At 63.5% G+C, this 12,300-nt stretch carries 12 protein-coding genes; all 12 read right to left on the reverse strand.

Translation table 11 applies throughout. From position 1 onward, the window contains the following. Positions 1 to 21 precede the first annotated feature (21 nt). The 12 genes from atpA to yidC all read right to left on the reverse strand — a co-directional run bounded on the left by atpA (position 22) and on the right by yidC (position 12,298). Positions 22 to 1,566: a F0F1 ATP synthase subunit alpha gene (gene atpA / locus QZ471_RS15910; protein ID WP_058761370.1), complete on the reverse strand. Its 1,545-nt coding sequence runs from the start codon at positions 1,564 to 1,566 to the stop codon at positions 22 to 24. A gap of 18 nt (positions 1,567 to 1,584) precedes the next feature. Then, positions 1,585 to 2,121, reverse strand: a complete 537-nt coding sequence (locus tag QZ471_RS15915; RefSeq protein WP_059228660.1) for a F0F1 ATP synthase subunit delta — start codon at positions 2,119 to 2,121, stop codon at positions 1,585 to 1,587. A gap of 12 nt (positions 2,122 to 2,133) precedes the next feature. Continuing rightward, positions 2,134 to 2,604 carry a F0F1 ATP synthase subunit B gene (locus tag QZ471_RS15920; protein ID WP_059228655.1) on the reverse strand — a complete coding sequence of 157 codons (471 nt, stop codon included), beginning with the start codon at positions 2,602 to 2,604 and terminating at the stop codon, positions 2,134 to 2,136. Positions 2,605 to 2,659: 55 nt separating this feature from the next. After that, positions 2,660 to 2,917, reverse strand: a complete 258-nt coding sequence (gene atpE / locus QZ471_RS15925) for a F0F1 ATP synthase subunit C (protein WP_003097235.1) — start codon at positions 2,915 to 2,917, stop codon at positions 2,660 to 2,662. A gap of 138 nt (positions 2,918 to 3,055) precedes the next feature. Continuing rightward, positions 3,056 to 3,919 (reverse strand): F0F1 ATP synthase subunit A, encoded by an 864-nt coding sequence (gene atpB, locus QZ471_RS15930; protein WP_059228653.1) that lies wholly within the window; start codon positions 3,917 to 3,919, stop codon positions 3,056 to 3,058. A gap of 17 nt (positions 3,920 to 3,936) precedes the next feature. Then, a complete protein-coding gene (locus tag QZ471_RS15935) occupies positions 3,937 to 4,341 on the reverse strand; it encodes a F0F1 ATP synthase subunit I (RefSeq protein WP_295465530.1) in 405 nt (134 codons plus the stop codon). Positions 4,342 to 4,487: 146 nt separating this feature from the next. Beyond that, a complete protein-coding gene (locus tag QZ471_RS15940) occupies positions 4,488 to 5,360 on the reverse strand; it encodes a ParB/RepB/Spo0J family partition protein (protein ID WP_295465532.1) in 873 nt (290 codons plus the stop codon). A 9-nt stretch (positions 5,361 to 5,369) separates the two neighbouring features. After that, positions 5,370 to 6,164, reverse strand: a complete 795-nt coding sequence (locus QZ471_RS15945; protein ID WP_295465534.1) for a ParA family protein — start codon at positions 6,162 to 6,164, stop codon at positions 5,370 to 5,372. A gap of 9 nt (positions 6,165 to 6,173) precedes the next feature. Beyond that, entirely contained in the window at positions 6,174 to 6,818 is a 645-nt protein-coding gene (gene rsmG, locus QZ471_RS15950; RefSeq protein ID WP_295465536.1) for a 16S rRNA (guanine(527)-N(7))-methyltransferase RsmG, read from the reverse strand. After that, a complete protein-coding gene (gene mnmG, locus QZ471_RS15955; RefSeq protein WP_295465538.1) occupies positions 6,818 to 8,710 on the reverse strand; it encodes a tRNA uridine-5-carboxymethylaminomethyl(34) synthesis enzyme MnmG in 1,893 nt (630 codons plus the stop codon). The genes rsmG and mnmG overlap by 1 nt, the downstream gene beginning before the upstream one ends. Before the next feature lie 443 nt (positions 8,711 to 9,153). Beyond that, the gene (gene mnmE / locus QZ471_RS15960) at positions 9,154 to 10,518 is read right to left on the reverse strand and encodes a tRNA uridine-5-carboxymethylaminomethyl(34) synthesis GTPase MnmE (protein ID WP_295465540.1); all 1,365 of its coding nucleotides are present in this window, start codon (positions 10,516 to 10,518) and stop codon (positions 9,154 to 9,156) included. Positions 10,519 to 10,582: 64 nt separating this feature from the next. Further along, the gene (gene yidC, locus QZ471_RS15965) at positions 10,583 to 12,298 is read right to left on the reverse strand and encodes a membrane protein insertase YidC (RefSeq protein ID WP_295465542.1); all 1,716 of its coding nucleotides are present in this window, start codon (positions 12,296 to 12,298) and stop codon (positions 10,583 to 10,585) included. Positions 12,299 to 12,300: the final 2 nt, after the last annotated feature.

The following is a 12,300-nucleotide window of genomic DNA, read 5'->3' on the forward strand; positions in this document are numbered from 1 at the left end:
GGCTGGCGCCCCCGTCGCGGCTTACCAGGTTTGCGTGGCCTTGAACTTCTCGATTCCCGCCTTGATGCCGGCGTCGATCTCGTCGTTGAAGTCGCCCTTCACGTTGATCTTGGCCATCAGGTCGGCGTGATCGCGGTTGAAGTAGGCGATCAGGGCCTGCTCGAAGCTACCGATCTTGTCCAGGGACACATCGCTCAGGAAACCACGCTCGGCGGCGTACAGGCTCAGGGACATCTCGGCGATGGACATGGGCGCGTACTGCTTCTGCTTCATCAGCTCGGTGACACGCTGACCATGCTCGAGCTGCTTGCGGGTGGCTTCGTCCAGGTCCGAGGCGAACTGGGCGAAGGCCGCCAGTTCACGGTACTGGGCCAGCGCGGTACGGATACCGCCGGACAGCTTCTTGATGATCTTGGTCTGGGCCGCACCACCCACACGGGATACCGAGACACCGGCGTTGACCGCCGGGCGGATGCCCGAGTTGAACAGGCCGGCTTCCAGGAAGATCTGGCCGTCGGTGATGGAGATCACGTTGGTCGGAACGAAGGCGGACACGTCGCCGGCCTGGGTCTCGATGATCGGCAGCGCGGTCAGCGAGCCGGTCTTGCCGGTCACGGCGCCGTTGGTGAACTTCTCGACGTAGTCGGCGGAGACGCGGGAGGCGCGCTCGAGCAGACGGCTGTGGAGATAGAACACGTCGCCGGGATAGGCTTCGCGGCCCGGCGGACGACGCAGCAGCAGGGAGATCTGGCGATAGGCCACGGCCTGCTTGGACAGATCGTCATAGACGATCAGGGCGTCTTCACCGCGGTCGCGGAAGTATTCGCCCATGGTGCAACCCGAGTAGGGCGCCAGGAACTGCAGGGCAGCCGATTCGGACGCACTGGCAGCCACCACGATGGTGTTCTGCAGAGCGCCGTGCTCTTCCAGCTTGCGCACCACGTTGGCGATGGTCGACTGCTTCTGACCGATGGCGACGTAGACGCAGCGGATGCCGCTGTTCTTCTGGTTGATGATGGCATCGATCGCCATGGCGGTCTTGCCGATCTGACGGTCACCGATGATCAGCTCACGCTGACCGCGGCCAACCGGGATCATGGCATCGACGGCCTTGTAGCCGGTCTGCACCGGCTGGTCGACCGACTGACGCCAGATCACGCCCGGTGCGACCTTCTCGACGGCGTCGGAAGCGCTGGCGTTCAGCGGACCCTTGCCATCGATGGGATTGCCCAGGGCGTCGACGACGCGACCCAGCAGTTCCGGACCGACCGGGACTTCCAGGATGCGGCCGGTGCACTTGGCACTCATGCCTTCGGCCAGACCCAGGTAGCTACCCAGAACCACGGCGCCGACGGAGTCCTGCTCCAGGTTCAGTGCCATGCCGTAGATGCCGCCGGGGAATTCGATCATTTCGCCGTACATGACGTCGGCCAGACCGAAAATGCGCACGATACCGTCGGAGACGCTGACGATGGTGCCTTCGTTGCGGGCTTGCGAGGTCACGTCGAGTTTCTCGATGCGACCCTTGATGATTTCACTAATTTCGGAAGGATTGAGTTGCTGCATGCTACTGCCCCTTCAAACTCAAGGTTTCAACGCTTCGGCCAGTTGCGCGAGCTTGCCGCGAACGGAGCCATCGATTACCAAGTCGCCGGCGCGGATAACCACACCACCGATCAGGCTCGCATCCTCGGATGCATTTAGTCGCACCTGGCGACCTAGCCTTGCGCTGAGAGCCTTGGCGAGTTTGTCTTGCTGTTCGTCGCTCAAGGCGAAAGCACTGGTGACTTCCGCCTCAATGGATTTTTCCTGTTCGGCCTTGTACGCCTCGTAAATCTCGGCGATGGCCGGGAACAGGTCGATCCGGTCGTTTTCTGCCACGGTCCGAACGAAGTTCTGGGACTGTGCATCCAGCTGATCGCCACATACGTCGATGAGCAATCCGGCCTTGGCGTCCGCGGTCAACTGCGGCTGCTGAAGCAGCTGGCGCACGGTCCCGTCCTGGGATACCGCGGCGAGCAGCCCGAGCGCTGCCGACCATTGGGTCAGCTGCTGCTGGGCCTGTGCGAACTCGAAAGCCGCCTTGGCATAGGGCCGGGCCAGCGTGTTCAGTTCTGCCATTGGTGGCCTCGCTTAGATTTCCGCTGCCAGTCGGTCGACCAACTGGGCATGAGCATTGGCATCAACGGTCGATCCGAGGATCTTCTCGGCGCCGGCCACGGCCAGCAGACCGACGCGAGCACGCAGGGCGTCCTTCGCGCTGTTGATTTCCTGCTCGATTTCAGCCTGAGCCTGCGCCTTGATCCGCTCGCCTTCGACACGGGCCTTGGCCTGTGCGTCCTCGACGATCTGGGCGGCACGCTTGTTGGCTTGCTCGATGATCTCGGCTGCCTGGCCCTTGGCTTCGCTCACTTTCTGGTTGGCTTGCTGCTGTGCCACTTCCAGATCACGAGCCGCGCGGTTGGCAGCGTCAAGGCCATCGGCAATCTTCTTCTCACGCTCACGCAGCGCCGAGATGATCGGCGGCCACACGTACTTCATGCAGAAGAGCACGAAGATGAAGAAGGCAACGGACTGGCCTATCAGGGTTGCATTAATGTTCACGCCAACACCTCGCTCGTTCGTTGTCCATCAGTCCTGCCTGCACCCCGAAGGGTGATCAGCCGGCGATCTGACCAACGAAGGGGTTAGCGAAGGTGAAGAACAGGGCGATACCAACACCGATCATGGTCACGGCGTCGAGCAGACCGGCGACGATGAACATCTTGACTTGCAGCATCGGAACCATTTCCGGCTGACGAGCGGCGCCTTCGAGGAACTTGCCACCCAGCAGACCAAAGCCAATGGCGGTACCCAGAGCGCCCAGGCCAATCAGCAGAGCAACGGCGATCGCGGTCAGACCAACTACAGTTTCCATCTTTCCTCCCGACTTTTTTAGTCGTCTTGGTTAAGGTTGAAGCGAAAAAGTTTTCCCAAGTTACCCGGCGGACAGAGCCCCCGGGACTCACGGCAGAACCGCCTCCGGACGCCGTCAGCAGCGTCCGGGGGCCATTCCTTAGTGACTTTCTTCGTGCGCCATCGACAGGTAGACGATGGTCAGCATCATGAAGATGAACGCCTGCAGGGTGATGATCAGGATGTGGAACACCGCCCAGGCCCAATGCAGCACGATACCCAGACCACCCAGTGCCAGACCGTTGGCGAACATGATGGCGATCAGGATGAAGATCAGCTCGCCAGCATACATGTTGCCGAACAGTCGCAGTGCCAACGAAATCGGCTTGGCGATCAGGGTGACGAATTCGAGCAGGAAGTTGATCGGAACCAGGATGATCTGCAGCAGCATGTTCTTGCTGCTGAACGGGTGCAGGGTCAACTCGCCGAAGAAGCCGCCGATACCCTTCATCTTGATGCTGTAGAAGATGATCAGGGCGAACACCGACAGGGCCATGCCCAGGGTGGCGTTCGGGTCGGTGGTGGGCACGACGCGGAAGTAGGTGTGGTCACCACCGATGGCCATGGCCAGCATCGGCAGCCAGTCCACCGGTACCAGGTCCATCAGGTTCATCAGGAAGATCCAGACGAAGATGGTCAGGGCCAGAGGCGCGATCAGGGCATTCTTGCCGTGGAAGGTGTCACGGACGCTGCCATCGACGAACTCGACCAGGATCTCGACCAGATTCTGCACACGACCGGGCTGGCCGCTGGTGGCCTTCTTGGCAATGCTGCGGAAAATGAACAGGAAGATCAGGCCGAGGGCGACCGACCAGCCCAGGGTATCCAGGTTGAAGGCCCAGAAGCCCATGGCCTTGGCCTCGGCGGGGGTATGGGCGAAGCTCCAGCCGTTCACCGGGTGCAGGCCATAGGTCATGTTCTGCAGGTGGTGCTGGATATAAGCCGAAGCGGAGTCTGCTGCCATGTGTGCCTCGAATGCCTTTAAGGTCTAGTCGGTTTTTTCAGTAGCAGGGGAGCGCCGGCGTTGACCATCAGCGTCAACAGATAGACGCCGAACAGTGCGGGAGCCGAAAGCGGTTTTACCCCAGCAAACGTCAGTGCAAAGAGCACTGCCGTGAGAATCAGTTTGCCCGCCTCGCCCGAGTAGAAAGAACGGACGATGGCTTGGGCGGCATGGGCGCCGCGATAGCGGAACGCCTTGAACGAAAAATACAGATTAGGCAGCCAGGCAATCAGCCCGCCCAACAATCCGGAATAACCGGCGACCTTACCGACGAAGCAAAACAAGACGACGGCGGCACACGACGCGACAGCCAGTTGGACGAGCAGCAGGCGAAAGGCAGGCTGGTGATGGAAAGGCAGGCGTTTGGGCGTGCGGCGGTCCATCGGCTCGAAGTCCTCTGGTGTCGGCTTAATAGTTGTTTTCACTGGCATGCTTTGTGCCGACAAAAAGCGGGCAAAGTATAGGGGCGCGTCAGGGGTGGTTCAAGCCACCCCGGACAGATTGCCGCCCAGGCTGACAGCCATTTGTGTCAGCGAATGTGCGCCAGTACGCCTTGAAGTTCGTCCAAAGAGGTATAGCGGATCACCAGCTGGCCCTTGCCCTTCTCGCCGTGACGGATCTGCACGTTGGCGCCCAAACGCTCGGCCAGCCGCTGCTCCAGACGGCTGATGTCGGGATCGACGACCGCCGCCTTCTCACTGGGTTCGGCTCCGCTCAGCCACTGGCGTACCAGGGCCTCGGTCTGGCGTACCGTCAGACCCCGTGCGACAACGTGCCGCGCCCCTTCGGCCTGGCGTTTCGCCGGCAGCCCCAACAGGGCACGGGCATGGCCCATTTCCAGTTCGCCCTTGGCCAGCAGCTCCTTGGCCTCGTCGGCCAGGGCCAGCAGGCGCAGCAGGTTGGTGACCCCCGAGCGCGACTTGCCGACGGCCTCGGCCACCTGGGCCTGGGTCAGCTCGAATTCATCCTGCAACCGCTGCAGGGCCATGGCCTCTTCCAGCGGATTGAGGTTCTGCCGCTGGATGTTCTCGATCAGCGCCAGGGCGATGGCCACCTGGTCGGGCACGTCGCGTACCAGCGCCGGGATACGGTCCAGGCCGGCCTGCTGGCTGGCCCGCCAGCGGCGCTCGCCGGCGATGATCTCGTAGCGACCCTCGCCGATGGCGCGTACCACGATGGGTTGCATCAACCCCTGGGTGCGGATGGAGTTGGCCAGCTCTTCCAGGGCGACCGGATCCATGTGCCGGCGCGGCTGATACTTGCCGCGCTGGATGATGTCCACCGGCAGCGATTGCAGTTCGCTGACCGGCGCGGCGGCGGCCTGCTCCTGCAGGACCTTGACGCTGGCGCCACCGAGCAGGGCATCGAGGCCGCGGCCCAGTCCTCGTTTCTTCACAGCCATGGGGATTCCTTAGGCGGTCTTGGCGGTACGAGCCGCCTTGCGCTGACGTTTGACCAGCTCGCTGGCCAGCTCCAGATAGGCCACGGCGCCCTTCGAACTCTTGTCGTAGACCAGGGCGGGCATACCGTAGCTGGGCGCTTCGGCCAGACGGACGTTGCGCGGAATGATGGTTTCGTACAGCTGGTCGCCGAAATGCTGCTTGAGCTGGGCGGCGACGTCGTTGGCCAGGCCAATGCGCGGATCGAACATGGTGCGCAGCAGACCTTCGATCTTCAGCTGCGGATTGAGCCGCTGGGCGATGTGCTGGATGCTGCCGATCAGGTCGGTCAGGCCTTCCAGGGCGAAGTATTCGCACTGCATGGGGATGATCACGCCATCGGCGGCCACCAGGCCGTTGATGGTCAGCATGGACAGCGACGGCGGGCAATCGATGAGCACGAAGTCGTAATTGTCCCGTACCGGTGCCAGGGCGTCGCGCAGGCGACTCTCGCGGCCGGGCAGTTCCAGCAGCTCGACTTCCGCGGCGGTGACATCGCGGTTCGAGGGCAGCAGCTGGTAGCCGCCGTGCTCGGAGAAGTGCATGGCGTCGATCAGGCCACAGGTGCCGGTGAGGACGTCCAGTACCGAATGCTCCAGGGCGTGCTTGTCCACTCCGCTGCCCATGGTGGCGTTACCCTGGGGATCGAGGTCGATCAACAGCACCTTGCGTCTGTTGGTGGCGGCCAGAGAAGCGGCGAGATTGATGCACGTAGTGGTCTTGCCCACTCCGCCCTTCTGGTTGGCTATCGCGTAAACCTTGGCCATGTCCCCGCCTTACCCCTCTCCAATCGTGCGGCGCAGTATCAGCAAGTGCCGCTGGCCTTGGCAACCGGGAACGGCGAGGACGTGCGCCGCCGCAACCCGGAAATCCGCTGGTAGCTTGGCCAGCTCGTCGTCGGGGTGCAGCCCCTTCATCGCCAGCCACTGTGTTTCCTGGTCGCCCAGATGCCGCGTCCAGTTGGCGAAGTCGTCGATGGCACTGAAGGCTCGCGAGACGATGCCGGTGAAGGGCGTGTCGGGCTGGTAGGCCTCGACGCGGGCGTGGACCACCTCGAGATTGGCCAGACCCAGCTCGATCTTGGCCTGGGTCAGGAAGCGGGTCTTCTTGCCGTTGCTGTCGAGCAGGGTGAAGCGCGACTCGGGAAAGAGGATCGCCAGGGGGATGCCGGGCATGCCGCCGCCGCTGCCGACGTCCAGCCAATTCCCTGCGGTAACGTAGGAAACGATGCTGAGACTGTCGAGCAGGTGCCGCGAGACCATCTCGTTGGGATCGCGCACCGCGGTGAGGTTGTAGGCCTTGTTCCACTTGACCAGCAGGTCCAGGTAGCCCAGCAGACGCTCTTCCACCGCGGTGGAGAGCGTCACGCCCAGGATCGCGGCACCTTCGCGCAGTTCTTTGGCTTGGATCGCGCTGGCCATCAGGCACTGTGCTCCAGGCTGCGACCGGCGCTGCGCTTCTTCAGATGGATCAGCAGCAGCGAGACCGCCGCCGGCGTGACGCCGGGGATGCGCGAGGCCTGGCCCAGGGTCTCGGGCCGCGCCTGGGCCAGCTTGTGCTGGATCTCCTTGGACAGGCCGGAGATGCTGGCGTAGTCGAGCTCCGCCGGCAGTGCGACGGCGTCGCTGGCGCGCAGGCGCTGGATCTCGTCCTGCTGGCGATCGATGTAGCCAGCGTACTTGGTCTTGATCTCGATCTGTTCGGCGACCTGGGTCTCGGCCGGCGTCTCGCCCACCGCAGCCATCAGCCCGGCATAGTCAATCTCCGGCCGGGCCAGCAGATTCTGCAGGTTGTATTCGTGGTTGAGCGGGGTGCCGAAGCGCTCGGCCACCGCCATGCCCTGAGGGGTGCCCGGACGGATCCAGGTCGCCTTGAGGCGCTGCTCTTCCAGGGCGATGCCCTCGCGCTTGGCCTCGAACAGCGCCCAGCGCTGGTCGTCCACCAGGCCCAGCTCGCGGCCCTTTTCGGTCAGGCGCAGGTCGGCGTTGTCCTCGCGCAGGATCAGCCGGTATTCGGCGCGCGAAGTGAACATCCGGTAGGGCTCCTGGGTGCCCAGGGTGATGAGGTCGTCCACCAGCACGCCGAGGTAGGCCTCGTCGCGGCGCGGACACCAGGCCTCGCGGCCCTGGGCGCGCAGCGCGGCGTTGGCACCGGCCAGCAGCCCCTGGGCACCGGCCTCTTCGTAGCCGGTGGTGCCGTTGATCTGGCCGGCGAAGAACAGGCCGGCGATGACCTTGGTCTCCAGGCTGTACTTGAGATCCCGCGGGTCGAAGAAATCGTATTCGATGGCGTAGCCGGGCCGCAGGATGTGGGCGTTCTCCATGCCGCGCATGGAGCGCACCACCTCGAGCTGCACGTCGAAGGGCAGCGAGGTGGAGATGCCGTTGGGATAGAGCTCGTGGGTGGTCAGGCCTTCGGGTTCGAGGAAGACCTGATGGCTGTCCTTGTCGGCGAAACGATGGATCTTGTCCTCGATGGACGGGCAGTAGCGCGGCCCTACCCCTTCGATCACCCCGGAGTACATGGGCGAACGATCCAGGTTGGCGCGGATGATGTCATGGGTGCGGGCGTTGGTATGGGTAATCCAGCAACTGACCTGGGCGGGATGCTGCTCGCGATTGCCGAGGAAGGACATCACCGGCAGCGGGGTATCCCCAGGCTGTTCGGTCATCACCGAGAAGTCCACCGAACGGCCGTCGATGCGCGGCGGCGTGCCGGTCTTCAAGCGGGAGACGCGCAGCGGCAATTCGCGCAGGCGCTGGGCCAGGGCGATGGCCGGCGGATCTCCCGCTCGTCCACCGCTGTGGTTCTGCAGACCGATGTGGATAAGACCACCGAGGAAGGTCCCCGCGGTCAGCACCACGTTGTCCGCATGGAATTTCAGGCCCATCTGGGTGACCACGCCGGCGACGCGGTCGCCCTCGACGATGAGGTCGTCGCAGGCTTGCTGGAATATCCACAGGTTGGGCTGGTTTTCCAGGGTGTAGCGAATGGCCGCCTTGTACAGCACGCGATCGGCCTGGGCGCGAGTGGCGCGCACGGCAGGGCCCTTGCGGCTGTTGAGAATGCGGAACTGGATGCCGGCGAGATCCGTCGCCGCGGCCATGGCGCCGCCCAGGGCATCGATCTCCTTGACCAGATGGCTCTTGCCGATGCCGCCGATGGCGGGGTTGCAGCTCATCTGGCCGAGAGTTTCCACATTATGCGTGAGCAGCAGGGTACGCACCCCCATGCGGGCGGCCGCCAGGGCCGCTTCGGTACCGGCATGGCCGCCGCCGATCACGATGACGTCGAAACGGGAAGGAAAGTCCACCACGCACCTCGTGCCTGTTGGCAGGAATTCAAAGGAAAGCCGGCAAGTATAAGGCTTGCACCCGGCTTGCAGAAGGGGCTCTGGCCAAAAAATGACCAGTCGGCAACGGAGACACCCAATATAAACAATAGGGAAGAAATGTTTAAAAGGACTGATATAGAGCTTATGTATATGCAGACCCTTTGCTGTGGATAAGCCTATGTAGCCCTTGTCAGCACTGGGCTGGGGACAACTTGAACATGGTGGATGTCGTGTGCTGCGGATGAATACAAGCTCTCAGCATCCTGTGGATCCTTTACTGGTTTATCCACAGCGGCAACCATGAACCGGTCATGCACCGATTTATGGGCAGACCTCAGGCAGGGTTATCAACAGAGCTCTGGAAGGGAGGGAGGAGGATAGACCAGGCCTGCGTTGCACAGGCCTGGAGCAGCAGCCAGTGACTACTTGCCGATGCAGAAGCTGGAGAAGATGCGACCGAGCAGATCGTCGGAGCTGAAGGCACCGGTGATCTCGCCGAGCACCTGTTGCGCCTGGCGTAGATCCTCGGCCAGCAGCTCGCCGGAACCAGCCAGGGTGAGTTGCCGATAGCCGTGGTCCAGCGCACTGGCGGCTCGCTGCAGGGCGTCCAGATGGCGGCGCCTGGCGCTGAAGCCGCCCTCGGTGGTCTGCTCGAAGCCCATGCAGGCCTTGAGGTGCTCGCGCAGGGCTTCGACACCCTGGCCATCGGTGGCGCTGAGGGCGATCTCGACCGTTTCGCCGTGAGCGACCAGACCAGTGGCCTCGCCGGTGAGGTCGGCCTTGTTGCGGATCACCGTCAGCTTGTCCAGCGGTGGACGGGCGCTCAACAGTTCCGGCCAGAGCGCCTGGGGATCCCGGGCTTCCGGGGCGCTGGCATCCATCACCAGCAGCACGCGGTCAGCGCTGGCGATGGCGTCCAGGGCGCGCTGGACGCCGATCTGTTCAACCCGGTCGTCGGTATTGCGCAGACCGGCGGTATCGACCACATGCAGCGGCATGCCATCGAGGTGGATATGTTCGCGCAGCACATCGCGGGTGGTGCCGGCGATGTCGGTGACGATGGCGGCCTCACGCCCGGCCAGGGCGTTGAGCAGGCTGGACTTGCCGGCATTGGGTCGGCCGGCGATCACCACGGTCATGCCGTCGCGCAGGAGGGCACCGCGATTGGCCTCGCGCTGGACATCGCGCAGCTCAGCCTGGACGTCCTCCAGCAGCCCCTGCACCTTGCCATCGGCGAGGAAGTCGATTTCCTCTTCGGGGAAGTCGATGGCGGCCTCGACGTAGATGCGCAGGCGGATGAGTTGCTCGACCAGGCTTTCCACCCGCCGGGAGAATTCGCCCTGAAGTGAACGTAGGGCATTGCGTGCGGCCTGTTCGGTACTGGCCTCGATCAGATCGGCGATGGCCTCGGCCTGGGCCAGGTCGAGCTTGTCGTTGAGGAAGGCGCGCTCGCTGAATTCGCCCGGCCGGGCCAGGCGGGCGCCTTCTTCCAGGGTACGGCGTAGCAGCAGGTCGAGGATCACCGGGCCGCCGTGACCCTGGAGTTCCAGTACGTCCTCGCCGGTGAAGGAATTCGGGCCGGGAAAGAACAGCGCGATACCGGCGTCCAGGACGCTGCCGTCGGCGGCGAGGAAATTGCCATAGTGGGCATGCCGCGGCGGCAGGTCCCGGCCACAGATTACCCGCGCCAGGGGGGCGGCCAGGGGGCCGGACACGCGGACGATACCGACGCCGCCACGCCCGGTGGCGGTGGCGATGGCCGCGATGCTGTCGGAAGGCAGGGACATGACGATCCTCCAGAAAGCACGACGCCCCAATCAAGGGGCGTCGTGTGGATAGGTGTGAGCGAGATCAGGCCTTCTTGCTGGCCGCCTCGATCCTCCGGGTAATGTACCACTGCTGCAGGATCGACAGGCAGTTGTTGACGATCCAGTACAGCACCAGACCGGCCGGGAACCACAGGAAGAAGAAGGTGAAGACGATGGGCATCATCTTCATCACCCGTGCCTGCATGGGATCCGGCGGTGCGGGGTTCAGCATCTGCTGCACCAGCATGGTGGCGCCCATGATGATCGGCAGGATGAAGTAGGGATCCTTGGCCGACAGGTCGGTGATCCAGAACATCCAGGGCGACTGGCGCATCTCGACGCTTTCCAGCAGCACCCAGTACAGCGCCAGGAACACCGGCATCTGCACCACGATGGGCAGGCAGCCACCCAGCGGATTGATCTTCTCCTTGCGGTACAGCTCCATCATCGCCTGGGACATCTTCTGGCGATCGTCGCCGTACTGTTCCTTCAGCGCCTGCAGTCGCGGGCCGACGGCACGCATGCGCGCCATGGAGCGGTAGCTGGCAGCGGACAGCGGGAAGAACAGCAGCTTGATGATGATGGTCAGGACGATGATCGACCAGCCCCAGTTACCCAGGATGCTGTGGATATGTTGCAGCAGCCAGAAGATCGGCTGGGCGATGAACCACAGGAAGCCGTAGTCGACGGTCAGTTCCAGGCCGTGGGACAGGGTCTTCAGGTGCTCCTGGATCTTCGGACCGGCGTAGAGGGTGACCGAGGTCTCGCCCTTGCCACCCGCCGGTACGCTGAATTGCGGACCGGTGAAGCCGACGATGTAGTTACCCTGGCCGTCCTTGCGGGTATAGAGCTGGTCCTGCTGGTCCTGGTTCGGCACCCAGGCGGTGACGAAATAGTGCTGCAGCCAGCCGACCCAGCCACCCTGCACGGTTTCCTGCAGGCGGTGCTTGTCCATGTCGCTCATGGACACCTTGCGATAGGGCTCGGCGGGGGTGCCGACCGCGGCGCCCAGGTAGGTGGACACGCCGGTGGCGGTGGTGGCCGAGGGATCGCCGCTGTTGTCACGCTTGAGCTGGGCGTAGAGCACGCCGTTCCAGGGCTTGGCGCTCTGGTTGTTGATCAGGTAGCTGACCTGGATCTGGTAGGCGTCCGGGTTGATGCAGGTGATCTTCTTCTGCGCCTTCTCAGCATCCGAGCAATCGACCTTCAACCCACGGTGGAAGGTGAATCTCTTGATGTAATCCACGCCATTGGCCTGGTACTTCAGATCCACCACCAGCTGCTGCTGGCCATCGGCGAGCACGTAGCTGGACTGCGCCGAGGTGTAGAGCGGACGACCGGCGCTGTTGGCGTCGGGACCGTCGGTGCCGGTCAGGCCGCTCTGGGCCAGGTAGAGGCGCTCGTTGCCGTTGTCGAACAGCGCGAAGGGTACATCCGGGTGGTCCTGGCGACGCGGATACTGCACCAGCCCGAGCTGGACGATGTCGCCGCCGCGGGGATCGACGGCCAGATCCAGGACGTCGGTACGCACCTTGATGAGCGCGGTGCTCGGCTTGGCGGCCGAGTTATCCACCGGGGCGGCAGCCTTGGCATCGGCCGGCACGTCGGTGGGCACGTTGGGGGTATCGCCCGGCAGGACGCTGGTCTGCGTCTTGGCCGTAGGCAATTCGGCCTGGCCGTAATCCTTGTTCCATTGGAAAACCATGGTGTAGGACACGATCGCCAGGGCGGCAATGAGTAGCGGGCGCTTGATATCCATGT

This window comes from uncultured Pseudomonas sp. (assembly GCF_913774235.1).
Taxonomy (GTDB): Bacteria; Pseudomonadota; Gammaproteobacteria; order Pseudomonadales; family Pseudomonadaceae; genus Chryseomonas.